The 24,708-nt window shown below is 50.3% G+C and carries 21 protein-coding genes; 12 read left to right on the top strand and 9 right to left on the bottom strand.

Annotated features, from left to right (window positions below; all coding sequences use genetic code 11):
- The first annotated feature begins 143 nt into the window (after positions 1-143).
- A complete protein-coding gene (locus HMPREF3050_RS07710; protein ID WP_070774345.1) occupies positions 144-1,136 on the top strand; it encodes a WG repeat-containing protein in 993 nt (330 codons plus the stop codon).
- A gap of 65 nt (positions 1,137-1,201) precedes the next feature.
- Here the strand turns inward: HMPREF3050_RS07710 and guaB are convergent, their stop codons facing one another.
- Entirely contained in the window at positions 1,202-2,665 is a 1,464-nt protein-coding gene (gene guaB / locus HMPREF3050_RS07715) for an IMP dehydrogenase (RefSeq protein ID WP_003756759.1), read from the bottom strand.
- A gap of 196 nt (positions 2,666-2,861) precedes the next feature.
- Between guaB and HMPREF3050_RS07720 the strand changes: the two genes are divergently transcribed.
- Positions 2,862-3,299 carry a DUF4124 domain-containing protein gene (locus HMPREF3050_RS07720; RefSeq protein ID WP_070774346.1) on the top strand — a complete coding sequence of 146 codons (438 nt, stop codon included), beginning with the start codon at positions 2,862-2,864 and terminating at the stop codon, positions 3,297-3,299.
- A gap of 137 nt (positions 3,300-3,436) precedes the next feature.
- On the opposite strand, the gene HMPREF3050_RS07725 is transcribed toward HMPREF3050_RS07720, so the two are convergent.
- Positions 3,437-4,297: a tetratricopeptide repeat protein gene (locus HMPREF3050_RS07725; RefSeq protein WP_070774347.1), complete on the bottom strand. Its 861-nt coding sequence runs from the start codon at positions 4,295-4,297 to the stop codon at positions 3,437-3,439.
- 179 nt (positions 4,298-4,476) lie between these two features.
- On the opposite strand from HMPREF3050_RS07725, the gene hpnD reads away from it, so the two are divergent.
- From hpnD to HMPREF3050_RS07770, 9 genes are all read left to right on the top strand, one after another.
- Positions 4,477-5,325, top strand: a complete 849-nt coding sequence (gene hpnD / locus HMPREF3050_RS07730; RefSeq protein ID WP_070774348.1) for a presqualene diphosphate synthase HpnD — start codon at positions 4,477-4,479, stop codon at positions 5,323-5,325.
- Positions 5,322-6,665, top strand: a complete 1,344-nt coding sequence (gene hpnE / locus HMPREF3050_RS07735; protein WP_070774349.1) for a hydroxysqualene dehydroxylase HpnE — start codon at positions 5,322-5,324, stop codon at positions 6,663-6,665. The genes hpnD and hpnE overlap by 4 nt, the downstream gene beginning before the upstream one ends.
- Positions 6,666-7,138: 473 nt before the next feature.
- On the top strand, positions 7,139-8,320 hold the full coding sequence (locus HMPREF3050_RS07740) for an aspartate aminotransferase family protein (protein WP_070774350.1): 1,182 nt from the start codon (positions 7,139-7,141) through the stop codon (positions 8,318-8,320).
- A 432-nt stretch (positions 8,321-8,752) separates the two neighbouring features.
- Positions 8,753-11,416 (top strand): pyruvate dehydrogenase (acetyl-transferring), homodimeric type, encoded by a 2,664-nt coding sequence (gene aceE / locus HMPREF3050_RS07745; protein ID WP_070774351.1) that lies wholly within the window; start codon positions 8,753-8,755, stop codon positions 11,414-11,416.
- Positions 11,417-11,656: 240 nt separating this feature from the next.
- Positions 11,657-13,276: a dihydrolipoyllysine-residue acetyltransferase gene (aceF, locus tag HMPREF3050_RS07750; RefSeq protein ID WP_070774352.1), complete on the top strand. Its 1,620-nt coding sequence runs from the start codon at positions 11,657-11,659 to the stop codon at positions 13,274-13,276.
- Between the two features lie 87 nt (positions 13,277-13,363).
- Positions 13,364-15,148: a dihydrolipoyl dehydrogenase gene (gene lpdA / locus HMPREF3050_RS07755; RefSeq protein ID WP_070774353.1), complete on the top strand. Its 1,785-nt coding sequence runs from the start codon at positions 13,364-13,366 to the stop codon at positions 15,146-15,148.
- Positions 15,149-15,478: 330 nt separating this feature from the next.
- Positions 15,479-16,186, top strand: a complete 708-nt coding sequence (gene trmB / locus HMPREF3050_RS07760) for a tRNA (guanosine(46)-N7)-methyltransferase TrmB (RefSeq protein WP_070774354.1) — start codon at positions 15,479-15,481, stop codon at positions 16,184-16,186.
- A gap of 19 nt (positions 16,187-16,205) precedes the next feature.
- Positions 16,206-16,835, top strand: coding sequence for a riboflavin synthase (locus HMPREF3050_RS07765; protein ID WP_070774355.1), 630 nt, complete (start codon positions 16,206-16,208; stop codon positions 16,833-16,835).
- An 8-nt stretch (positions 16,836-16,843) separates the two neighbouring features.
- On the top strand, positions 16,844-17,710 hold the full coding sequence (locus tag HMPREF3050_RS07770) for an ATP-binding protein (RefSeq protein WP_070774356.1): 867 nt from the start codon (positions 16,844-16,846) through the stop codon (positions 17,708-17,710).
- Between the two features lie 176 nt (positions 17,711-17,886).
- On the opposite strand, the gene HMPREF3050_RS07775 is transcribed toward HMPREF3050_RS07770, so the two are convergent.
- Positions 17,887-18,315, bottom strand: coding sequence for a Spy/CpxP family protein refolding chaperone (locus tag HMPREF3050_RS07775; protein ID WP_003756797.1), 429 nt, complete (start codon positions 18,313-18,315; stop codon positions 17,887-17,889).
- Positions 18,316-18,570: 255 nt separating this feature from the next.
- On the opposite strand from HMPREF3050_RS07775, the gene rpe reads away from it, so the two are divergent.
- Positions 18,571-19,254, top strand: coding sequence for a ribulose-phosphate 3-epimerase (gene rpe, locus HMPREF3050_RS07780; RefSeq protein WP_070774357.1), 684 nt, complete (start codon positions 18,571-18,573; stop codon positions 19,252-19,254).
- 320 nt (positions 19,255-19,574) lie between these two features.
- On the opposite strand, the gene ruvB is transcribed toward rpe, so the two are convergent.
- From ruvB to HMPREF3050_RS07810, 6 genes are all read right to left on the bottom strand, one after another.
- Entirely contained in the window at positions 19,575-20,606 is a 1,032-nt protein-coding gene (gene ruvB / locus HMPREF3050_RS07785) for a Holliday junction branch migration DNA helicase RuvB (RefSeq protein WP_039404965.1), read from the bottom strand.
- A 71-nt stretch (positions 20,607-20,677) separates the two neighbouring features.
- On the bottom strand, positions 20,678-20,986 hold the full coding sequence (locus tag HMPREF3050_RS07790; RefSeq protein ID WP_003767925.1) for a hypothetical protein: 309 nt from the start codon (positions 20,984-20,986) through the stop codon (positions 20,678-20,680).
- Positions 20,987-21,049: 63 nt separating this feature from the next.
- Entirely contained in the window at positions 21,050-21,688 is a 639-nt protein-coding gene (locus HMPREF3050_RS07795; RefSeq protein ID WP_070774358.1) for a hypothetical protein, read from the bottom strand.
- Between the two features lie 10 nt (positions 21,689-21,698).
- Complete coding sequence (locus HMPREF3050_RS07800; protein ID WP_070774381.1) at positions 21,699-22,934, bottom strand: multifunctional CCA addition/repair protein; 1,236 nt, start codon at positions 22,932-22,934, stop codon at positions 21,699-21,701.
- Positions 22,935-23,127: 193 nt separating this feature from the next.
- Entirely contained in the window at positions 23,128-24,087 is a 960-nt protein-coding gene (locus tag HMPREF3050_RS07805) for an SPFH domain-containing protein (RefSeq protein WP_070774359.1), read from the bottom strand.
- A 102-nt stretch (positions 24,088-24,189) separates the two neighbouring features.
- Positions 24,190-24,597 (bottom strand): NfeD family protein, encoded by a 408-nt coding sequence (locus HMPREF3050_RS07810; protein ID WP_070774360.1) that lies wholly within the window; start codon positions 24,595-24,597, stop codon positions 24,190-24,192.
- Positions 24,598-24,708 lie beyond the last annotated feature (111 nt).

Genomic DNA, 24,708 nt, shown 5'->3' on the forward strand with positions numbered 1-24,708 from the left:
CTTGTCCTGATTTAAATTTAATCCACTATATTTTGAATAAGAGGTCGTCTGAAAATATTTTCAGTAATCTTGCTGGTTTTGAATATGGACATGCCTTATGAATTTTTATAAAATTCGCGCATCATTTTCAACAAGGTTAATGTATGAAGAAAATATTCTTAGGTGCATTTATCGCATCAATGTATATGCCTATTGCACTGGCTGATACCTGCGAAAAACCAAAATTATCCGGCAGAGAAGGTTATGACACGGTTTATTGTCTGAATGAAGAAGGCTTGTCTATGGTTACTAAGCCGGGTAACGAGAAGATTCCTTTTTTGTATGGTTTTGTCAATCGACAAGGGAAAGTTATTGTTCCGCTCAAATATTACGTTGCCCGCGATTTTTCTGAAGGATTGGCAGCAGTTTGTAAAATAGTAGGAAAATCAGATCAGATTTTATGCGGTTATATCAATGCCAGTGGTAAAGAAGTTATTCCTTTAAAATTTCAAGACTTGCCTGGTGATTTTGAACAAGGTATTGCTCCTGTCAAACAAAAAGGCAGATGGGGCTTTATTGACAAAAATGGCAAAGTTGTCATTCTGTTTCAATATGTTAAAGCCGATTCATTCAGTGAAGGACTGGCTGCAGTTGTCACTGCTGATACAAATAAATATGGCTATATCAATACAAAAGGCGAGATGGTTATTCCACCAAAATATGAAGAGGCTTTTTATTTTAATGAAGGTGTAGCCGCTGTTCAGATTCTTGATAAATGGGGTTATATCGATAAAAGAAATCAGTGGGTAATTCCTGCGCGATATAAAAGCGCTTCTAATTTTGAAGATGGTATGGCAAGGGTTTCACAAAATGATAAATACGGTTATATCGATAAAAAGGGAAAGGTAGTTATCCCCTTTAAATATGAATATTTAGGTTCATTGAGTGAGGGTTTGATTGGTGCAGAATTAAACGGCAAATTCGGCTATTTAGATAAAACCGGCAAAGTGGTCATACCATTCAAATTTGGTACTTTTAATGATTTTCAAAATGGTGTGGCACTTGTTAATATGAAGAATATATTTAAAGACGAAGATTATAGTGAGGATGAATTCTTTTATATTGATAAGCAAGGCAAGCCAGTTGAAGTGGAATAACGATTTGTAATTTTTTTGTAAGTAAGGTCGTCTGAAAGTTTCAGACGACCTTTGTTCATTTTACCTTAGCGGTGATAGTTCGGCGCTTCTTTGGTAATCTGGACATCGTGAACGTGGGATTCGCTCATGCCGGCGGAGGTAATTTCTACAAATTCCGCTTTTTCATGCATTTCTGCGATATTGGCGCAGCCCAAATAGCCCATGCTGGAGCGCAAACCGCCGGTCAGTTGGTGGATGATGTTCACAATCGGACCTTTGTAGGGAACGCGGCCTTCGATGCCTTCGGGGACGTATTTATCGGTGCTGTCGGTTTTATCTTGGAAGTAGCGGTCGGCGGAGCCTTGGCTCATTGCTCCCAGAGAACCCATACCGCGGTAGGATTTGTACGAGCGGCCTTGGTAGAGTTCGATTTCGCCCGGTGCTTCCTCCGTACCCGCGAACATCCCGCCGAGCATGACGCTGTATGCTCCCGCTGCCAAGGCTTTGGCGATGTCGCCGGAGAAGCGGATGCCGCCGTCGGCAATCAGTGGAACACCGGTGCCTTTGAGGGCTTCGGCAACGTTGTGAATGGCAGTCAGTTGCGGCACGCCTACGCCCGCAACGATACGGGTGGTACAAATCGAACCCGGTCCGATACCGACTTTGACAGCATCTGCACCTGCTGCGACCAAATCCAAAGCGGCTTTGGCGGTTGCGATATTGCCGCCGATGACTTGGATGTGCGGATAGGTTTCTTTCACCCATTTCACGCGCTCGATAACGCCTTGACTATGACCGTGCGCAGTATCGACAACGATGACGTCGACTCCCGCTCCGACCAAGGCTTTTACGCGCTCTTCGGTGTCGCCGCCGGTGCCGACAGCCGCGCCTACGCGCAAACGGCCTTCGGAGTCTTTGTTGGCATTTGGAAACTCGGTGGTTTTCAAAATATCTTTTACGGTAATCAAGCCTTTAAGCTCGTCTTTTTCGTTCAAGACCAAAACGCGCTCGACTTTATGTTCGTGCATCAGTTCGCGCGCTTCGTCGATGCTTGTGCCTTCGGGGACGGTAACCAAGCGTTCGCGCGGGGTCATGATGGCGGAAACGGGCAGGTCGAGGCGGTTTTCAAAACGCAGGTCGCGGTTGGTAACGATACCTACTACTTTACCGTTTTCAACGACGGGCAGGCCGGACATTTTGCGTTTGCGTTGCGCGCGCATTTCCAATACTTCGCGGATGAGCGTCGTCGGGGCAACCGTTACCGGGTCTTTCACCACGCCGCTCTCATGGCGTTTCACTTTGGAAACGGCACGCGCCTGCATTTCGGGCGTCATGTTTTTATGGATAATGCCGATACCGCCTTCTTGCGCCATGGAAATGGCGAGGCGTGCTTCGGTAACGGTGTCCATTGCGGCGGAAAGTAAGGGGAGGTTGAGCGTGATTTCGCGGGTGAGCTTGGTTTGAAGTTTAACGTCTCGTGGCAGCACGGTTGAATGTGCAGGAACCAACAAAACATCGTCGAAAGTATAGGCTTTTTCTACGATACGCATGATGCTCAGTCTTTCAGTTTGTGCAAGATGCACGGCATTATAACACCCGCTAAGATTTGTTGACAGCGGATTGTTTGCAATTTGAGATTATTTTTTTACGACACCATTACGATGCATATTTTTGAATTAATATGACATATTTTTAAAAATCAAGTAAAATAGGGTCGTCTGAAAACACGTTTACGATGAAAACAAAATGAAAAAATCATCTTTATCCTTATTTTTGCTTGGCGTTTTGTATGCTGCCGGAGCAATGGCCGGAAATAATGTTTATACATGGAAAAGCGGCAGTGGCAGCACCAGCTACTCCGATACGCCTAATCGTTTGCAGCCGGAACGTTCGAATATTGTGAATATTCGAACCCGTAACGTGACGCCTGCAGTTGCCAAACCGGGAAATGCCCAAGAAGGGACGCTGTCAGAGCAGCAGGCTAAGCTGAACGAGAAGATTTTGGCGCAGAATAAGCAGGTTGAGGAGCAGAATAAGAAGGTTGAAGAAGAAAACCGCAAAAATAAAGAAGACAACTGTCGGATTGCCCGCGTAAACCGTCAGTTTGCGGAAAGTGCGCGCACTGCAAATCGTGATGATTTGATTAAACATTATCAAAGCGATATCAATAAATATTGCAATTGAAATTGGATTGAAACAGCAAATAAGGCATACAGTTATAACCGTATGCCTTATTGTTTTTAGCTTTCTTTGTAAAGTTGCCCGCTGGGCATTGAACAGAGTTAACCCATTGATAATGGTGTATTGGAAAAATCCAGGGTTCAGTTTTGATTTTGCTGCACAATGTATTCCAAAGCATGTTGCGCGAGCGTATTGCCTTGGGCGGCGGCTTTTTCAAACCAAGATTTTGCCTGGGTAAAGTTTTGGGTTACCCCTTGTCCGTTTTCGTATAAAACGCCTAAGTTGTTTTGGGCGTTGGGATTGCCTTGTTCTGCCGCTTTTTTGTACCAATATTTTGCCTTGGGATAATTTTGGGTAACGCCTTGTCCCTCTGCATACATGATGCCTAAATTATATTGCGCTTTGGCGTTACCTTTCTTGGCGGCTTTTTCAAACCATGACTTGGCAAGTTTATAATCTTGGCCTACGCCTTCACCTGAGTAATACATCAAACCCAAGTAAAATTGCGCACTGTCTTCCCCTTGGTCTGCTGCTTTGTGAAACCAAGTTTTTGCCTGTATATAGTCTTGTGGAACGCCTATACCGGCATAGTGAATGATGCCTAAATTAAACGCTGCTTCTGCATTACCCTGTTCGGCCGCCTTTTCCCACCAAAATTTGGCTTGGCGATAGTCTTGTGCTGTTCCTTGACCTTCGTAATAAATGATTCCAAGATTGAATTGCGCTTCGGCGTTGTCGTTGTGCGCTGCTTTTTCAAACCAGTATTTAGCCTGCTCGTAATCCTGCGTCGTGCCGATGCCTTTTGCGTACATAGTGCCTAAGTCAAGCTGAGAGCGGGTGTCTCCCTGTTTCGCCATTTCTTGAATCAATCGGAAGGCTTGGTTTTCACTGTTTTGAGAGATATTGTGACGCGGAGTGTAATGTGGTTTTGCCGCATAAGCCTGCATTTCTGAGATGGAAAGCAGGATGGTTAGGATAAGTGTTTTAGACGTAATGTTCATGACTATAAAATATAATTGGTATTAGGAGAGTCGATTGTCTATATTAACTTGTCTTAAAAATGAAGTAAATCAAATATGGACGATTTGAACAATATAGGGATGAAAGGTCGTCTGAAATTGCCACAATTCCCCAAATCCCGATAAAATCGTCCTTCATAACCATATTTTTAGGACACGCCGTGCAAGGACTTGATTATTGCCGTCAGAAGGCAGAAGAAAGCCGCTCCAGTTTTTTATCGGGCTTCCGTTTCCTGCCGCAGGAAAAGCGGGATGCGATAACGGTTTTGTATGCTTTTTGCCGCGAATTGGACGATGTGGTTGATGACTGTTCCGATCCGAATGTGGCGCAGGCAACGCTGAACTGGTGGCGCGGCGATTTGGACAAGGTATTCGGCGGCATGATGCCGGAGCATCCGGTCAATCAGGCTTTGCGGCAGATAAAGGAAACGTTCAAGCTGCCGAAATATGAATTGGAAGCCTTAATCGACGGAATGCAGATGGATTTGGTTCAGGCACGTTACGGCAGTTTTGAAGAGTTGAAACTGTATTGCCACCGCGTCGCGGGCGTCGTCGGCTGCCTGATTGCGCGGATTTTGGGTTTTTCAGACGACCGAACGCTGGAATACGCCGATAAGATGGGCCTTGCGCTGCAACTGACAAACATTATCCGTGATGTCGGCGAAGATGCGAGAAACGGTCGGATTTACCTGCCGATGGAGGAAATGCAGCGGTTTGACGTGCCTGCAAGCGTGATTATGCAATGTAAGCCGACGGATAATTTTGCCGAACTGATGCGTTTTCAAGTTTCACGCTCCCGCGAGATGTATCGTGAGGCGATGTCGCTCTTGCCCGCTGCAGATAAAAAATCCCAAAAAGTCGGGTTGGTGATGGCGGCGATTTATTACGCGCTGTTGAACGAAATCGACCGCGACGGCGCGCAAAACGTCCTGACTTATAAAATTGCCATTCCTTCGCCGCGCAAAAAGCGTATCGCCCTGAAAACTTGGTTATTCGGATTTAAGCCATGAATACTCCGCATCTTCGCCCGAAAATTGCTGTCGTTGGCGCAGGCTGGGCAGGTTTGTCCGCCGCAGTGTCGTTGGCGCGCCGTGCTGATGTTACTGTGTTTGAAGCCGGTCGGCAGGCGGGCGGACGGGCGCGTACTTTGGCTGGAAACTCTGACGGATTCAGTTTTTTGGACAATGGGCAGCATATCTTGCTCGGCGCTTATCATGGTGTGTTGACGCTGATGGAGCACATCGGTGCCGTCCCTGAAGCCGCTTTTTGCCGTTTGCCGCTGCAATGGCATATGTATGAGGGTTTGCAGTTTCAAAGTACCAACTTTCCTTCGCCGCTGCATATTTTGACCGGCATATTGCGTGCTAAAAAAGTTTCGTTTTCTCTGAAAATCAAGCTGTTATCCGATATGGCTGCGTTGCAGCGTTACGCACGCGGCAAGCGCGCTGATTTGGCCGTTGCCCAATGGCTGCGGCAGCGCAATGTTCCGCGCAGGCTGGTTGCAGAGTTTTGGCAGCCGCTGGTGTGGGGCGCGCTCAATACGCCTTTGGAACATGCAAGTTTGCGGGTGTTGTGCAATGTTTTGTCCGACGGCGTATGGGCGGATAAATCCGGCAGCGACTACCTTTTGCCCAAGCGCGATTTAGGCGCAATCATCGCCGAACCTGCGGTGGCAAAACTCAAGCAATGCGGTGCGGATATTCGTCTTGAAACCCGCGTAGGTCGTCTGAAAAACCTTCCTGACGGACGCGTCGTTGTGAATGACGAGGTTTTTGATGCCGTTATTGTTGCGGTTGCGCCGTATCATGCCGTCCATCTTTTCCCTGAAGATACTCCCGACTATATTCAGACGACCTATCAAAATCTCCAATACCACTCAATTACTACCGTCTATCTGCGCTATGCCGTTCCCGTCCATCTGCCCGCGCCGCTGACCGGACTTGCCGACGGTACGGCGCAATGGCTGGTGTATCGCGGCGCACTTGGTTTGCCGGCAAACGAAGTCGCCGCCGTCATCAGCGTTTCCGACCATGTCGGCGCGTTCAAAAGCCAAGAATGGGCAGAGAAAGTCCATGCCGATGTAAAACGTATCTGCCCTTATTTGGACGACCCCGAGGCCGTCCGCGTCATCACTGAAAAACGCGCAACCACAGCCTGCACGCCTGATTCCGCCACTCCCGATTTTGCTTGGTTGCACCAGCGGCGTATCTATCCGGCAGGCGACTACCTGCATCCGCGCTATCCGGCTACGCTGGAAGCGGCGGTACAGTCGGGTTTGACGTCGGCGGAAATGTGTTTGGCAGAAATCAATCTGAAACAAAGGGATAGAGATGCTCAGTCCTTGCTTTGACTGAGCTATTAAAGCTAAAGCTTGGCGTAAATGTTACGCAAAAAGGTCGTCTGAAAACGTTTGGCAGATTAAATCTGTGTTTTCAGACGACCTTTGTTGATGGTGGTTGCATGATCTAAATATTTGGATCCGACTACGGATGACACATTGTCTCAATCGGCGCATAATCGCCGAATTGACTCAATATAGTGGCTTAACTTTAAACCAGTACGGCGTTGCCTCGCCTTAGCTCAAAGAGAACGATTCTCTAAGGTGCTGAAGTACCAAGTGAATCGGTTCCGTACTATCTGTACTGTCTGCGGCTTCGTCGCCTTGTCCTGATTTAGTTAATCCACTATATCTGCAACGGCGTTGTTGTATTTGGTTCAAAGACAATCCAGATAGGAAATGTCTCATACCCTGTCGGACGAGACCATACGAAGCAACGCCATTCATTGAATATACACCAGACTTAAAACCGCAAAGGAAATCGGATGCAAAACTACCTGACCCCCAATTTTTCATTCGCCCCCATGATTCCCGAACGCGCCCTCGGCAACCGCGTCTGGGATACCGAAGGCCGTGAATACATCGACTTGTCGGGCGGTATTGCGGTCAACGCGTTGGGACACTGCCATCCCGATTTGATTGCCGCGCTGGCGGAGCAGTCGCAAAAATTGTGGCACATTTCCAATATCTACACCACCAAACCCGCACAGGAATTGGCGCAAAAGCTGGTAGAGCATACCTTTGCCGACAAAGTATTCTTCTGCAATTCCGGCGCGGAAGCCAATGAAGCCGCGCTGAAACTGGCGCGCAAATACGGTCGAGATCATTTCGGCGAACACAAAACCGAAATCATCTCCTGCCTGAACAGCTTCCACGGTCGTACGTTGTTTACCGTCTCAGTCGGTGGCCAGCCCAAATACAGCAAAGACTATGCGCCGCTGCCGCAAGGCATTACCCATGTTCCGTTTAACGATGTTGCCGCATTGGAAGCTGCCATCAACGAAAACACTTGCGCCGTAATCATCGAGCCGATTCAAGGCGAAAGCGGCATCCTGCCTGCCACGCAGGAATATCTGCAAGCTGCGCGCCGTTTGTGCGACGAACACGGCGCATTGCTGATTTTGGACGAAGTGCAAACCGGTATGGGGCATACGGGCAAACTGTTTGCCTACGAGCATTACGGTATTACGCCCGACATCATCAGCTCCGCCAAAGCATTGGGCGGCGGCTTCCCCATCGGTGCGATTCTGACCACCGATAAAATCGCCCCGACCTTCGGGCCGGGGACGCACGGCTCGACTTTCGGCGGCAATCCGATGGCGTGCGCCGTCGGCAGCCGTGCGTTTGACATCATCAATTCGCCCGAAACTTTGGCGCATGTGGAAAAACAAGGAAAAAAATTTCAGACGACCTTGCGGGAGTTGGGCGAGAAAACCGGCGTATTTAAAGAAGTCCGCGGCATGGGTCTGCTCATCGGCTGCGTGCTGGCAGACCAATACAAAGGTCGTGCTTCAGAAATTACCGCCGCTGCACTGAAACACGGCCTGATGGTATTGGTTGCCGGAGCCGATGTCGTGCGTTTCGCCCCCAGCCTGCTGCTCAACGATGAAGATGTGGCAGAGGGGCTGAAACGCTTGGAGGCTGCATTAACGGAATGGCTCGTCTGAATTTGATTGATTTTATTTAACTGTTAACAAATTTGATGAAGTATTTCTATTCGGCTGATAATGGAAAATACGACCCCTTGTTGGTTTTGGAAAATAATCAATCTAAAAATTTTCTTTTTTGTTTAAAAACGAGCAGAATTTAATCAAATCCATATGCCCATTGTTCAGAATAAAACCGATGTTATAAATTGTAATTTGCCAGTTATTCCAATTACTGATACGATTTGCGGCGGAATAAATTCAAATAAATGACTCATTGCGCCCTTTATTTTCAATTTTATTTTTAATTAATTGATAATATTAGGGTAATTGTGGTTTTGCGTTTGATTTAATTTTAGGAATTTTCGTTTTTGTATATCAATTTTCGCAAACGAAAACATTAGGGGTATAACCCTCTGTCATTGAATAACACTCAACATAAGGATAGATACTATGTCCACCCAATTACACGATGTTGACCCGATTGAAACCCAAGAGTGGTTGGACGCGTTAAGCTCAGTTCTAGAATACGAAGGCAGCGAACGCGCACAATACTTGTTGGAACATCTGGTTAAATACAGCCGCGACAAAGGCGTCCGTATGCCTCACGGCACAACCACCCCGTATTTGAATACCGTTTCGGTTGAAGACGAAAAAGGCATTCCGGGCGATCAAAACATCGAACACCGCATCCGTGCATTCGTGCGCTGGAACGCTGCCGCCATCGTATTGCGCGCCGGTAAAAAAGATTTGGAGCTGGGTGGTCATATCGCATCTTTCCAATCTGCCGCAACCATGTACGAAGTGGGTTTCAACCACTTCTGGAAAGCTAAAGGCGAAGGCGAAGAAGGTGATTTGGTATTCTTCCAAGGCCACGTTTCTCCAGGTATCTATGCCCGCGCTTTCGTTGAAGGCCGTCTGACTGAAGACCAACTGAACAATTTCCGTCAGGAAGTGGACGGACATGGTCTGCCTTCTTACCCGCATCCGCACTTGCTGCCTGATTTCTGGCAATTCCCGACCGTATCTATGGGTTTGGGTCCGATCATGGCGATTTACCAAGCCCGTTTCCTGAAATACTTGGAATCCCGCGGTCTGGCAAAAACCAAAGGACGTAAAGTATGGTGTTTCTGCGGCGACGGCGAAATGGACGAACCTGAATCACAAGGCGCCATCGCATTGGCAGCACGCGAAGGTTTGGACAACCTGATTTTCGTCATCAACTGTAACCTGCAACGTTTGGACGGTCCTGTCCGCGGTAACGGCAAAATCATCCAAGAGTTGGAAGGTAACTTTGCCGGCGCCGGCTGGAATGTTGTCAAAGTCATTTGGGGCCGCCGTTGGGACCGCCTCTTGGCAAAAGACAAAGACGGTATCCTGCGCAAACGCATGGAAGAATGTTTGGACGGCGACTACCAAACTTACAAATCCAAAGACGGTGCGTACGTCCGCGAACATTTCTTCAATACCCCTGAATTGAAAGCATTGGTTGCCGATATGACCGATGACGAAATTTGGGCATTGAACCGTGGCGGTCACGACCCTCAAAAAGTGTACAACGCTTATGACCGCGCAGCTAATCATGCAGATGGCAAACCTACCGTAATTTTGGCAAAAACCATTAAAGGTTATGGTATGGGTGCATCTGGCGAAGGTCAAAACGTTGCCCACCAAGCCAAAAAAATGGACAAAGCGTCTCTGAAACAATTCCGCGACCGCTTTGACATTCCTGTTACCGACGAGCAAATCGACAGTGGCGATCTGCCTTACCTGACTTTCGCTCCCGACAGTGAAGAGTACAAATACCTGCACGCACGCCGCGAAGCTTTGGGCGGCTACCTGCCTCAACGCAAGCCTACCCAAGAAGTTCTGGAAGTACCTGAGTTGTTAGCATTTGAGACTCAACTGAAATCCAGCGGCGACCGTGAATTCTCAACCACTATGGCTTTCGTCCGCATCCTGTCTACTTTGCTGAAGGACAAAAAAATCGGCAAACGCGTCGTACCTATCGTTCCTGACGAAAGCCGTACCTTCGGTATGGAAGGCATGTTCCGCCAATACGGTATTTGGAACCCGAAAGGCCAACAATACACCCCGCAAGACAAAGACCAACTGATGTTCTATAAAGAGTCTGTTGACGGTCAAATCCTGCAAGAAGGTATTAACGAGCCTGGCGCGATGGCTGACTGGATTGCTGCAGCGACCAGCTATGCCAACAGCGACTTCGCGATGATTCCGTTCTACATTTACTACTCTATGTTCGGTTTCCAACGTGTCGGCGACTTGGCATGGGCTGCCGGCGATATGCACGCGCGCGGCTTCCTGTTGGGCGGTACTGCCGGCCGTACGACCTTGAACGGCGAAGGCCTGCAACACGAAGATGGCCACAGCCACATTCAAGCTGATTTGATCCCGAACTGCGTAACATACGATCCGACCTTCCAATATGAAGTGGCCGTTATCGTACATGATGGCCTGCGCCGTATGTACGTCAACCATGAAGACGTGTTCTACTACATCACCCTGATGAACGAGAACTACACTCATCCGGACATGCCAGAAGGCGTGGAACAAGACATCCTGAAAGGTATGTACTTGCTGAAAGCTGGCGGTAAAGGCGACAAGAAAGTTCAATTGATGGGTTCCGGTACCATCCTGCAAGAAGTGATTGCCGGTGCCGAATTGCTGAAAGCCGACTTCGGCGTAGAAGCAGACATTTGGTCTTGCCCATCCTTCAACCTGCTGCACCGCGATGCCATCGAAGTAGAACGTTTCAACCGCCTGCATCCGTTGGAAGCTGAAAAAGTGCCTTTCGTTACCTCACAACTGCAAGGTCATGATGGTCCGGTTATCGCCGCTACCGACTATATCCGCAGCTATGCCGACCGTATCCGCGCGTACATCCCGAACGACTACCATGTCTTGGGTACCGATGGTTTCGGCCGTTCCGACAGCCGTGCCAACCTGCGCCGCTTCTTCGAAGTGGACCGCTACAACGTTGCCGTGGCAGCATTGAGCGCATTGGCAGAACAAGGCAAAGTCAGCAAAGAAACCGTTCAACAAGCCATCGAAAAATACGGCATCAATGCCGACGTGGCGCCAAGCTGGAAACGCTAATCCTGTTTTCAGACGACCTCAAAGTCAATTTGCTTACGGGGTCGTCTGAATCAAGAATACGTTGACGGTTTGTATAACGGATAAACCTTGAATTACCGGGCAGTGGGCGCAAGTCGTGCAAAAGGTTCGAAGTGCAGAAAAGCTGTCTTGGAAATGGTTATCCGTGCCGGAAAACATAAGTGATGTTGTCTGAAACTGTTTTTCAGGCGACCTCAAACCGAAATCATCAAAGGAACTCAAATGAGTATCGTAGAAATCAAAGTACCCGATATCGGCGGTCATGAAAACGTCGATATCATCGCCGTAGAAGTCAAAGCGGGCGACACTATCGCCGTTGACGACACCCTGATTACACTGGAAACCGACAAAGCCACTATGGACGTACCTGCCGATGCAGCAGGCGTTGTGAAAGAAGTAAAAGTCAAAGTCGGTGACAAAATCTCCGAAGGCGGCGTGATTCTGACCGTTGAAACCGGTGCTGCCGCTGCTGAAGCTGCTCCGACTCCTGCCGCTGAAGCACAACCTGCGCCTGTCGCTGCGCCCGCTGCCACTCCCGCAGGCGGCGCAACCGTTCAAGTAGCCGTTCCCGACATTGGCGGTCATACTGATGTAGATGTAATCGCCGTTGAAGTCAAAGTGGGCGACACCGTTGCCGAAGACGACACGCTGATTACTTTGGAAACCGACAAAGCGACTATGGACGTACCTTGTACTGCCGCCGGTGTCGTTAAAGCCGTATTCCTGAAAGTCGGCGACAAAGTATCCGAAGGTACTGCCATTATCGAAGTGGAAACCGCCGGTTCTGCCGCCGCTCCCGCTCCCGCTCCCGCTCAAGCCGCAGCCCCGGCAGCTGCACCTGCTCCGGCTGCCGCGCCTGCCGCCGCCCCGGCTCCTGTTGCCGCTCCTGCACCTGCCGCAGCCAAAATCGACGAAGCCGCTTTTGCCAAAGCACACGCCGGTCCTTCCGCACGCAAACTGGCGCGCGAATTGGGCGTGGATTTGGGTCAAGTCAAAGGTACCGGCTTGAAAGGCCGTATCATGGGCGACGACATTAAAGCCTTTGTGAAATCTGTGATGCAAGGCGGTGCGGCGAAACCTGCTGCTGCCGGCGCATCTTTGGGCGGCGGTCTGGACTTGCTGCCGTGGCCTAAAGTGGACTTCTCCAAATTCGGCAATGTCGAAGTTAAAGAATTGTCCCGCATTAAGAAAATTTCCGGTCAAAACCTGTCCCGCAACTGGGTAGTTATCCCGCACGTTACCGTTCACGAAGAAGCGGACATGACCGAATTGGAAGAATTCCGCAAACAGCTGAACAAAGAATGGGAACGTGAAGGCGTGAAACTGTCCCCGTTGGCGTTCATCATCAAAGCCTCCGTTTCCGCGCTGAAAGCCTTCCCAGAGTTCAACGCTTCTTTGGACGGCGACAATCTGGTTCTGAAAAACTACTTCAACATCGGTTTCGCAGCTGATACGCCGAACGGTTTGGTTGTTCCCGTCATCAAAGACGTGGACCAAAAAGGTCTGAAAGAAATCAGCCAAGAGCTGACCGAATTGTCTAAAAAAGCCCGCGAAGGCAAGCTCAAACCGCAAGAAATGCAAGGCGCCTGCTTTACCATTTCCAGCTTGGGCGGTATCGGCGGTACAGGCTTCACTCCGATTGTGAATGCACCTGAAGTCGCTATTTTGGGCGTGTGCAAATCCCAAATCAAACCGGTTTGGAACGGCAAAGAGTTCGCTCCACGCCTGATGTGTCCGTTGAGCCTGTCCTTCGACCACCGCGTCATCGACGGTGCTGCCGGTATGCGCTTCACCGTATTCTTGGCGAACCTGTTGAAAGACTTCCGCCGCATTACCCTGTAATCCGAGCGTATTTCAGACGACCTTCGGCATACAACCCGACAGGTCGTCTGAAAATAGAAGTCCGAATATCATTCAGAAAGATTAGACATGAGCTTAGTTGAATTGAAAGTGCCCGACATTGGCGGACACGAAAATGTAGATATTATCGCGGTTGAAGTGAAAGTAGGCGACACCATCGCCGTTGACGATACCCTGATTACCCTGGAAACCGACAAAGCGACGATGGACGTGCCTGCCGAAGTTGCGGGCGTGGTCAAAGAAGTCAAAGTTAAAGTCGGCGACAAAATCTCCGAAGGCGGCTTGATTGTAGTCGTTGAAGCCGAAGGCGCGGCTGCCGCTCCTAAAGCCGAAGCACCTGCTGCTCCTGCGCAAGAAGCCCCTAAAGCTGCCGCTCCTGCACCGCAAGCGGCGCAATTCGGTGGTTCTGCCGATGCAGAGTACGACGTGGTCGTATTGGGTGGCGGCCCTGGCGGTTACTCCGCTGCATTTGCCGCAGCTGATGAAGGTCTGAAAGTTGCCATTGTCGAGCGTTACAAAACCTTGGGCGGCGTTTGCTTGAACGTTGGTTGTATCCCTTCCAAAGCCTTGTTGCACAACGCTGCCGTTATCGACGAAGTGCGCCACTTGGCTGCCAACGGCATCAAATACCCCGAGCCTGAACTCGACATCGACATGCTGCGCGGCTATAAAGACGGCGTGGTTTCCCGCCTGACTACCGGTTTGGCAGGCATGGCTAAAGGCCGTAAAGTGGACGTTATCCAAGGCGACGGTCAATTCTTGGATCCGCATCACTTGGAAGTGTCGCTGACTACCGGCGACGTGTACGAGCAGGCTACGCCTACTGGCGAGAAAAAAATCGTTGCGTTCAAAAACTGTATCATCGCAGCGGGCAGCCGCGTAACCAAGCTGCCGTTTATCCCTGAAGATCCGCGTATCATTGATTCCAGCGGCGCATTGGCTCTGAAAGAAGTACCGGGCAAACTGCTGATTATCGGCGGCGGTATCATCGGCCTCGAAATGGGTACGGTTTACAGCACGCTGGGTTCGCGCCTTGACGTCGTTGAGATGATGGACGGCCTGATGCAAGGGGCCGACCGCGATTTGGTGAAGGTATGGCAAAAACAAAACGAATACCGTTTTGACAACATCATGATCAACACCAAAACCGTCGCAGTCGAGCCCAAAGAAGACGGCGTTTACGTTACCTTCGAAGGTGCAAACGCGCCGAAAGAGCCGCAACGCTACGATGCCGTATTGGTTGCTGCCGGCCGTGCGCCTAACGGCAAACTCATCAGCGCCGAAAAAGCAGGCGTTGCTGTAACCGACCGCGGCTTCATCGAAGTCGACAAACAAATGCGTACCAATGTGCCGCACATCTACGCCATCGGCGACATCGTCGGTCAGCCTATGCTGGCGCACAAAGCCGTTCACGAAGGCCACGTTGCCGCTGAAAACTGTGCCGGACACAAAGCTTACTTCGATGCACGCGTGATTCCGGGCGTGGCTTACACCGCTCCCGAAGTGGCATGGGTTGGCGAAACCGAATTGTCTGCCAAAGCATCCGGCCGCAAAATTACCAAAGCCAACTTCCCGTGGGCTGCTTCCGGTCGCGCGATTGCCAACGGTTGCGATAACGGCTTCACCAAGCTGATTTTTGATGCCGAAACCGGCCGTATCATCGGCGGCGGTATCGTCGGTCCGAACGGCGGCGATATGATTGGCGAAATCTGCTTGGCCATCGAAATGGGCTGCGACGCTGAAGACATCGGCAAAACCATCCATCCGCACCCGACCTTGGGCGAATCCATCGGTATGGCTGCCGAAGTGGCATTGGGTACTTGTACCGACCTGCCGGCTCAAAAGAAAAAATAAGTGTATTCAGTCAGTTGAATTAAACTGCTGATATTGCATTTATCAGTCAAAGGTCGTCTGAATTTTTCAGACGACCTTTTCGTCAAACAGAATAGTGGATGAACAAGAATGCGTGCCTAAGCTCCAAGTGAGCCATTTAGTCATGCTTTAAAACAGCAAGCAAATGAGTTCGGTAGGATTTATACTGTCGGCAACTTGTCTCATGTTTATTCATCAACTATAAAACAAATCATTTAACGGTTGACCCCATACATTCAGAGGTCGTCTGAAACCATATTACAGATTTTCAGACGACCTTTCCCTAGTTTTATCAGATACAAGAAATAATTTATGAACGAAATAACCCCGGATTCCACCATTCCTGAAGCGCACAGACGCTCCATCCGCAGCTTTGTGTTGCGTCAAGGGCATATGACTGCGGCGCAGCAGCGTGCCATTGATACGATGTGGCCGCAATTCGGCATCGATTACCAAGATTCCGTGTTGGACTTGAATCAGCGTTTCGGCAGCGACCGTCCCAAGGTGTTGGAAATCGGTTTCGGCATGGGCGTGGCGACTGTTGAAATTGCCAAGCGCCTGCCTGATACCGACTTTTTGGCGATTGATGTACATGGTCCCGGCGTCGGCAACATTTTGAAATTGATTGAAGAAGAACACATCGGCAATATCCGCGTGATGCGGCATGATGCGGTCGAAGTGGTCGAAAATATGCTTTCAGACGACGTGCTCGACGGCATCCACATTTTCTTTCCCGACCCTTGGCACAAAAAACGCCATAACAAACGCCGCTTGGTGCAGACGCCGTTTTTGCAGAAACTGCTGCCCAAGCTGAAAGTCGGTGGTTATATCCATCTGGCGACCGACTGGGAAGAATACGCGCAGCAGATGCTGGAAGTGTTGAGCGGTTTTGACAATTTGCAAAATACCGCCGCCGATTACGCGCCTACGCCCGACTACCGTCCCGAAACGAAATTTGAAGCCCGCGGCAAACGTTTGGGGCACGGCGTTTGGGATTTGGTTTTCAAACGCATCAAATAAACCGATTGGAGAATCTCCCATGTTTACAGGTATCGTCCAAGGTGTCGGCGAAATTATCGCTATCCGCGAACCGTCCGCCGATTTCCGTACCCATGTCGTCAAACTGCCCGATGGGATGACCGAGCATCTGCAAATCGGCGCATCCGTCGCCAACAACGGCTGCTGCCTGACCATTACCCAAATTGACGGCGATGCGGTCAGCTTTGATTTGATGAAAGAAACCTTGGAAAAGACCAATTTGGGTCGTCTGAAAACGGGAGATGCCGTCAATCTCGAACGTGCCGCCCGTTTCGGCGATGAAATCGGCGGACACGTCATGAGCGGGCATATCATGACGACTACGCAGATTACGCGGATAGAGCGCAGCGAGTTTAACCGCACGGTATGGTTCGCACTGCCACCCGAGCTCAAACCTTATATTTTGAGCAAAGGCTTTGTCGGCTTGGACGGTTGCAGCCTGACCATAGGCGACGTTACCGAAACGGAATTCAATGTCCACCTGATTCCGGAAACTTTGACGCGCACTTTGTTTGGCAGCCGGAAAGAGGGTGACATCATCAATATCGAAATCGATCCGCAAACCCAAGCTGTTGTCGATACCGTAATGCGCGTGATGGCGCAGCAAAATCCTGCTACATCAGGACGATAGGAGCACATATGAAACTTGCCGCCTTTTTGCAAAAAGCCTATTCCGTTTTGGACCGTCTTGATTTGGTACTGCCTGAAAAACCCGGTAAAACCGACTGGAACGCTTTGGCTTACCGTTGGCACAGCGTCGGTAAAAAAGGGATTTTGGAGAGCCTGCCAAACCCGCATACATTCCCGCTTGACCGTCTGGCTGCCGTCGGGACGCAAACCGAAAAACTCAAACGCAATACCGAGCAGTTTTTGGCAGGCCGCTCCGCGAATAATGTTTTGATGAGCGGTTCACGCGGAACGGGTAAATCCTCGCTGGTCAAAGCCCTGTTGCACGAATATGCCGAACAAGGGCTGCGCCTGATTGAAGTTGATAAGAGCGATTTGGTCAGCCTGCCCGCGCTGCTTTTTTTGCTGAAAGACCGTCCCGAAAAATTTATCGTATTCTGCGATGACCTGTCGTTTGAAACCGGTGATGAAACCTACAAAGCCCTAAAAACCGCATTGGACGGCGGTTTGTCGCAAAGATGCAGCAACGTGTTGGTGTACGCGACCTCTAACCGGCGCCACCTTATGCCTGAATATATGGATGAAAATATCGGGACAACAGGCATACGCGGCGAAATCCATCAAAAAGAAGCCGTTGAGGAAAAAATTTCCCTGTCTGACCGTTTCGGTTTGTGGTTGAGTTTTTATCCGTTTGATCAAAACGACTACTTCCAAGCGGTTGAAAATTGGCTGGGAGACTTCGGCGTAGATTTTGATGAAACGGCACGCAAGGCAGCATTGCAATGGGCGCAAATGCGCGGCAACCGTTCTGGACGTTCGGCTTGGCAGTTTGCGTGCGATTGGGCGGGACGTTTGCCGGAACAACGGGTTTTGGATTGAGTTTTTGGGAAATAGGTCTGCCGTACTGAAATCTGCGGGAGGATAAGGGTAGGGAAAGCTTTTCCGGTTCAATTTCTTCCAATAGCATCGCTTTGAATTGTCATATCGTTTAAAAGGTCGTCTGAAACAGGATTTCAGACGACCTTTTTGTACGGACCAATCAGGAAGGCGATATGTCAGCGAAGGCAGGAAGAGAGCCAAATCTGGCGTTGGCGCGGATTGAGCAGGTGGTAGAAGCGGTGTTGGATTTCCAATTCTTCCACGGCGAAATCCATGCTTGACAAGTAGCGGGTTTCGACATAATCGCGGGCGTTGTTTTGATCGAAATTATCTGCCGCAAGGATTTTCATAATGACTTGGCGGCGGTTACGGTCTGTGCGGACGAGTTTGCGGTATGCTTTGTCCGATGCCTGTTTGTAATCATTACGGATACGGCGCAAAGCATTGTGTTGGTCTTGCGTCAGATTAAGGGAGCGGATGTCGCAATTGGCTTGAAAATCGTCCAGCTTGATATATTGGGGGCCGGCGTGTGCTTGACTGACAGCCGTCAGTAGCGCAACCGATAATGCACAGAGGGGTAAATAAGATTTGAATCCGACAGACACAGCGTTTTCCTAGTTTCCGTAACCGCGCAAATATACCCGATTAGCGTGTGAAAGGCAGTATCCCTCCAGTTAACTTTTGTTAACTTCATATCTTTATTTTATTTCTGACAAAACATATCCTTAACCTATAATTATTTATGCATATGCTTACTTTTGTTAAATATTAACAATGCATAGTTAGTGTTGCATGAGGCGTTGGTGGTAGAATATGAAAAATTATCCGTTTATCAAACCACACCATCCGACTGGATTTCTATGAACCACAATTTCCGTATTGCGCCCAGTATCTTATCCGCCGATTTTGCCCGTTTGGGTGAAGAAGTAACGAAAGTTATCGAAGCGGGAGCCGATTTGATTCATTTCGACGTGATGGACAATCATTATGTGCCGAACCTGACTTTCGGCCCTATGGTCTGCGCAGCGTTGAAGCCTTATGCCACCGTGCCGATTGATGTGCATCTGATGGTCGAACCCGTTGACGATCTGATTCAGGCATTTGCCAAAGCAGGGGCGTCGATTATCACGTTTCATCCCGAAGCCAGCCGCCATATCGACCGCAGCCTCAGCCTGATTAAAGATGCGGGCTGTCAGGCAGGATTGGTGTTGAATCCCGCAACTCCCGCCTACGTTTTGGAAAATGTACTGGACAGACTGGACATGGTATTGCTGATGTCGGTCAACCCCGGTTTCGGCGGACAAAGCTTCATCCCGCATACCCTTGAAAAAATCCGTCAAGTGCGGGCGATGTTGGATCGGTACGAAGTGCAAAGCGGGCGGCATATCGCCATCGAAGTGGACGGCGGTATCAAAACCGACAATATCGCCACCGTCGCGGCAGCGGGTGCCGATACTTTTGTGGCAGGTTCCGCCATCTTTGGCAAGCCGGACTATAAAACGGTGATTGATGCCATGAGGAAAGAATTGGCTTCTGTGGCCTAATGTGCTGAACTGCCTGGCAAATCGTTTCCCAATTTTTATAGTGGATTAACTTTAAACCAGTACGGCGCGTTGCCTCGCCTTAGCTCAAAGAGAACGATTCTCTAAGGTGCTGAAGTACCAAGTGAATCGGTTCCGTACTATCTGTACTGTCTGCGGCTTCGTCGCCTTGTCCTGATTTAGAGTTAATCCACTATATACCATTTCGGGCTTGATTGCCTTGCTCTGCTTTAAAGCCTATCCGCACCAACTACGCTGATAACAAAAGGTCGTCTGAAAACCAAAAATCCGGTTTCAGACGACCTTTCTTCATTTCAATACGCTTATTTTTCCATTTTCAAGCCGAAGTGCAGGTAGGCGCGTTCGGTAGCCATTCTGCCGCGCGGGGTGCGTTGCAGGAAGCCTTGTTGGATGAGGTAGGGTTCGATAACGTCTTCGATGGTGTCCGTGGATTCGCCGATGGCGGCGGCAACGTTATCAAGACCGACGGGACCGCCGCTGAATTTGTGCAGGATGGCTTCGAGGAATTTTCTGTCCATGACGTCCAAACCTTGCGCGTCCACATCCAGCATGCTTAAAGCGGCATCGGCGATGGCGGCATCGATGACGCCGTTGTTTTTCACATCGGCAAAATCGCGTACGCGGCGCAGCAGGCGGTTGGCGATACGGGGTGTGCCGCGGCTTCGTTTGGCGACTTCCATTGCGCCTTCTTCGCCCATGTCGAGTTGCAGTAATTGTGCGGAACGGCTGACGATGGTGGCAAGGTCTTGATTTTGGTAAAACTCCAAGCGGGCAACGATACCGAAGCGGTCGCGCAGTGGGTTGGTCAGCATACCTGCGCGGGTGGTCGCGCCGACGAGCGTAAAGGGCGGCAGGTCGATTTTGACGGAACGGGCGGCAGGGCCTTCGCCTATCATGATGTCGAGTTGGTAGTCTTCGAGCGCGGGGTAGAGGATTTCTTCGACGACGGGGCTGAGGCGGTGGATTTCGTCGATAAACAATACGTCGTGCGGCTCGAGGTTGGTCAGAAGGGCGGCAAGGTCGCCGGCGCGTTCGAGGACGGGGCCGCTGGTTTGGCGCAGGTTGACGCCCAGCTCTTTGGCGATGATGTGTGCCAACGTGGTTTTGCCCAGCCCGGGCGGGCCGAAGAGCAGGGTGTGGTCTAGGGCTTCGCCGCGTTTTTTGGCGGCTTGGATGAAGATGGCGAGCTGTTCTTTGGCTTTGTCTTGCCCGATATAGTCGTCCAGCGTTTTAGGGCGCAGGGCGCGCTCGAGCAACTCTTCCTGCGAGGAGATGCTTTGGGCGGTGATGATGCGCTGGGGCTGGGCGGCGGTCAGGTTGTCGGTTTGCAGCATGGGTTTTCCGGTGGGTTTAGGGTCGTCTGAAAAGCGGTTTGCCGTTTTCAGACGACCTTTTTGAAAGGGATTCAGCCGCGTGTTTCGCGCCAAACGAGGTAATCGCGCAGGGGCGGCATGGGTGGGTTGATGCAGTGGGGGCAGATGCCTGTGGTGTCTTCGTCGTCGCTGTCGATGTGGTAGGCGTTGGGATCGAAGCGCACCTGCTGCATCACCGCCTGCGCCAATGCCTGCGCCTGAACGACGTCGAAGGTGAATTTTTCGAGGATTTCGTTCAGCAGGCGGATTTCGCCTTCGCTGAATTCTACGCTGTGTTTGAGGATGAGGCGTTGGTAATCTTCGTTGTTGATTTTAGGCAATAAATCGGTTTGTAGGATCATGATTTTTATATTTGTAACGGAATGGCTGAGAGGCAGATTATAGCGGATATGGTGGCGGCTGTTTCAAAGGTCGTCTGAAAGTTGACGGGCTTTAGCGGATGCTGGGATAAACCTGTTCAATTCAGTATTGATTATCTGAGCATCACGGCTGTCAAAAAAATCGCCGATAAGTATGGTTTTTTCCTGATAATCGAAAGACCATGCGCCTTGTTGGCATTTTTGGATATGTAAGATATTGGGGATATTGTTTCTCGATTGTTTTATGCCGTTTTGGTAGTAGTTTTCGCCCGGGTACCTAGCTTTTCTTCCTCTTGCAACAGGAGCTTTGGGAATATTGTCACGAAACTGCCATTCGGAAATTTCTGATAGCGGAAAACTACGCCAACGCCCAATGGAGAACAAGGTGTATCCATGAGACAGGGTATGGTTACGGATCTTGATGTTTTCACGTACGAAAAGTTGCCAGAGAAGGCTGTAAACCAGTGAGCCAACTAGGTAGAAAGTAAAAAGTATATGGATAAGAATTATTATTGGATCAGTGAAATAATGCTCTTCAAGGTAAAACGGCGCGACGCATGTAATAGCAAAGGAAAATATAAGAAATAGAGCGGTAAAACCGATTTCCTGAGAGTCATGTACAACACGAGCAGACACAGTAATGCCGTCGGGCGCGTGTTCGATTTTATAACGTGAGGATGTCATTAAGAGCTTCCTATTTTTCTGTCTTATACGCTTTTTGCAAAGGAGCAATTTTTGCCAACCGAGCCCGGTCGATTTCTTCGGCAATGAGGTGCGCTTTTTCCTGCGCACGGCATTCGGCGGCGATTTTGCCCGAATCCACTTGGTTGGCGGCTTCGAGCAGGGCGAGCCAATGCGCGCGTTGCGGGTAGGGGGCGTTTTCGTGGTTCAGACGACCTTGTTTGTCGGCAATGCAGACGTTCAGGGCGGCAGCGAAGCGTTCAGGTCGTCTGAAAGCGTCGGTTTTTTTCAAAACGGTTAAGATGGTTTTGTTTTTGAATTGCCCGACTTGGTGGAACATGATGTGCCAACGGCAGACAAGTTCGGCAAGCTCGGCGCAGTGTCTCGGCGCACGCAGCCGCTGATTGACTTCGCGCACGGGTTCGACGCCGTTGAGGTCGTGTCCGTGATGTTTGGGCAGGATGTCGGGCGGTGTTTTGGCTTTGCCTAAATCGTGCAGCAGGGCGGCGTAGCGCTCGGGCAGGCTCAGCCCCATATCGGCGGCGCGTTGCAGTACCATCAGCGTATGGATGCCGCTGTCGATTTCGGGATGATAGTCGGCGCGTTGCGGCACGCCGAAGAGGGCATCGACCTCGGGCAGCAAAACTTTGAGCGCACCGCATTCGCGCAATACTTCAATCATCCTTCGGGGATTTTTTTCCATCAAACCTTTCGCCAACTCCTGCCAGACGCGCTCGGCAACCAAAGCGTCTGCTTCGCCGTTTTCCACCATCTGCCGCATCAGTTTCATGGTTTCTTCGGCGATTTCAAAACCGTAGCGCGCGGCAAAGCGGGCGGTACGCAGGATGCGGACGGGGTCTTCGGCAAAGGCGGGCGAGACGTGGCGCAAAATGCCCGCTGCCAAATCCTGTTGCCCACCGAAGGGGTCGATGATGAGGTCGTCTGAATCCTGCGCCATCGCGTTGATGGTCAGGTCGCGGCGCATCAAATCCTGCTCCAGCGTAACGTCTTTGTCGGCGTGGAAACTGAAACCGGCATAGCCCTTGGCGGTTTTGCGTTCGGTACGGGCGAGGGCGTATTCTTCGTGGGTTTCGGGGTGGAGGAACACGGGAAAATCTTTGCCGACCGGCTGGAAGCCTTGCGCCAGCATAGTTTGCGCGTCAGCGCCGACGACCACCCAGTCGCGGTCTTTGACGGGCAAACCTAAAAGATAATCGCGGACGGCGCCGCCGACGAGGTAGGTTTTGATGGTGTGTGTTTTCTGAGTCATTGAATTGGTCTTGGGTAACAATCAGAATGTCTTGAAGCTTGGTCAGATGGGCATCCTGTCTGCCATCATGTGAATAAAGGTCGTCTGAAAAACGGTTTGGCGAAATCCGCTGTTTATGGTAGCGAAACGCGTTGCACTCGTTTTCAGACGACCTTGTGGCAAAACGTAAGGTTTATTTTGCCGCTTTGTTGCTGTCGATAATCTTCAGTCCGGCTGAAACCAGGCTGCCGATGTCGGCGACGTTGGCGGGCATGATCAGCGTGGTGCTTTCTTTTGCCAGATTGCTGAATGCTTCGACATATTGCTCGGCAACTTTCAGATTGACGGCTTCGGAGCCGCCCTCTGAGCGGACTGCCTCGGCGATTTTGCGGATGGCGTCGGCGTTGGCTTCGGCAACCAGACGCAGGGCTTCGGCTTCACCTTGTGCGCGGTTGATGCGGGCGATTTTTTCACCGTTTGACGCGTTGATGGCGGCTTGCGCTTCACCTTCAGACTGTTGGATTTCCGCTTCGCGCTGACCGCTGGCAAGGTTGATTTGCTCGATTTTGCGGCCTTCGGATTCGGCGATGCGGGCGCGTTTTTCACGTTCGGCGGTAATTTGCGCCTGCATAGAACGCAGGATTTCTTGCGGCGGAACCAAGTCTTTGATTTCGTAACGCAATACTTTCACGCCCCATGCGCCTGCCGCTTCATCGAGCGCGGAAACGACGATGCTGTTGATTTCGTCGCGTTCTTCAAACGTTTTGTCCAATTCCATGCGGCCGATAACCGAACGCAGCGTGGTTTGGGCAAGCTGGGTAATCGCCATGATGTAGTTGCTGGAGCCGTAAGAAGCGAGTTTCGGATCGGTTACTTGGAAGTAGATGATGCCGTCAACGGTAAGCTGGGTATTGTCTCGGGTGATACAAACTTGGCTGGGAACGTCCAAGGGTACTTCTTTGAGCGAGTGGCGGTAGGCGACGCGGTCAACGAAAGGAATCAGGATGTTCAGACCGGCGGTCAGCGCGTTGTGAAATCTGCCGAGGCGTTCGACGACGTAAACTTCCTGTTGCGGCACGACGATAAAGGCTTTGAAGCCGAAAATTACGACGACAAGCAACAGGATGACGGGAAAGCTGTATAAAAATTCCATTGTTTTTTCCTTATGCGGTGAGAGCAAAGATTAATATTAATAGGTGAATATTTTCAGGAAGGGTAATCAATTCGCCCATGATGCTCCTTTTGATTTTATTAATCAATTGAAACGAATGAGTAAAACATTACCGTTTTTACCGGTAATCACGGCAGTAGAGGTCGTCTGAACGGCATCGGCATTTTCAGCCTGCGCCTGCCAGTGCGTTCCCCGATACGAAACTTCATAGCAATCGCCGTGAAGGCGGCGGAGGATTTGAACGGTCTGTCCGATGTCCAAATCATCGTTCAATTCTTGGCGGGGCGCAGTTTTTTTGAATTTACTGTGTACCACCCAGATACCGACGGCGGATAAAACGGCTGCCGCAGCGACGGCGATTGAAGTATTACCGGTCAGTCCATACACCAATCCCGCGCCGAACAAAGCCGCGCTGACAACCAAGAGATATACAGTACCGACAAACAGCTCGACAATCAGGACGGCGGCGGCAACGATAAACCAAGTAGTCATATAGATTCCTTAAGATTCGGGTGGGACAGACTCAATCATAACGGCACAAAGGCTGACTGACAATTCAATCATGACAATATTTTATAGTGGATTAACTTTAAACCAGTACGG

The organism is Neisseria sp. HMSC065D04, assembly GCF_001815675.1.
Lineage (GTDB): Bacteria > Pseudomonadota > Gammaproteobacteria > Burkholderiales > Neisseriaceae > Neisseria.

Bases quoted from the DNA above. Each gene is read 5' to 3' on its own strand.
- HMPREF3050_RS07710 (WP_070774345.1), top strand. From the start codon at position 144: ATGAAGAAAATATTCTTAGGTGCATTTATCGCATCAATGTATATGCCT.
- guaB (WP_003756759.1), bottom strand. From the start codon at position 2,665: ATGCGTATCGTAGAAAAAGCCTATACTTTCGACGATGTTTTGTTGGTT.
- HMPREF3050_RS07720 (WP_070774346.1), top strand. From the start codon at position 2,862: ATGAAAAAATCATCTTTATCCTTATTTTTGCTTGGCGTTTTGTATGCT.
- HMPREF3050_RS07725 (WP_070774347.1), bottom strand. From the start codon at position 4,297: ATGAACATTACGTCTAAAACACTTATCCTAACCATCCTGCTTTCCATC.
- hpnE (WP_070774349.1), top strand. From the start codon at position 5,322: ATGAATACTCCGCATCTTCGCCCGAAAATTGCTGTCGTTGGCGCAGGC.
- HMPREF3050_RS07740 (WP_070774350.1), top strand. From the start codon at position 7,139: ATGCAAAACTACCTGACCCCCAATTTTTCATTCGCCCCCATGATTCCC.
- aceE (WP_070774351.1), top strand. From the start codon at position 8,753: ATGTCCACCCAATTACACGATGTTGACCCGATTGAAACCCAAGAGTGG.
- aceF (WP_070774352.1), top strand. From the start codon at position 11,657: ATGAGTATCGTAGAAATCAAAGTACCCGATATCGGCGGTCATGAAAAC.
- lpdA (WP_070774353.1), top strand. From the start codon at position 13,364: ATGAGCTTAGTTGAATTGAAAGTGCCCGACATTGGCGGACACGAAAAT.
- trmB (WP_070774354.1), top strand. From the start codon at position 15,479: ATGAACGAAATAACCCCGGATTCCACCATTCCTGAAGCGCACAGACGC.
- HMPREF3050_RS07765 (WP_070774355.1), top strand. From the start codon at position 16,206: ATGTTTACAGGTATCGTCCAAGGTGTCGGCGAAATTATCGCTATCCGC.
- HMPREF3050_RS07770 (WP_070774356.1), top strand. From the start codon at position 16,844: ATGAAACTTGCCGCCTTTTTGCAAAAAGCCTATTCCGTTTTGGACCGT.
- rpe (WP_070774357.1), top strand. From the start codon at position 18,571: ATGAACCACAATTTCCGTATTGCGCCCAGTATCTTATCCGCCGATTTT.
- ruvB (WP_039404965.1), bottom strand. From the start codon at position 20,606: ATGCTGCAAACCGACAACCTGACCGCCGCCCAGCCCCAGCGCATCATC.
- HMPREF3050_RS07790 (WP_003767925.1), bottom strand. From the start codon at position 20,986: ATGATCCTACAAACCGATTTATTGCCTAAAATCAACAACGAAGATTAC.
- HMPREF3050_RS07795 (WP_070774358.1), bottom strand. From the start codon at position 21,688: ATGACATCCTCACGTTATAAAATCGAACACGCGCCCGACGGCATTACT.
- HMPREF3050_RS07805 (WP_070774359.1), bottom strand. From the start codon at position 24,087: ATGGAATTTTTATACAGCTTTCCCGTCATCCTGTTGCTTGTCGTCGTA.
- HMPREF3050_RS07810 (WP_070774360.1), bottom strand. From the start codon at position 24,597: ATGACTACTTGGTTTATCGTTGCCGCCGCCGTCCTGATTGTCGAGCTG.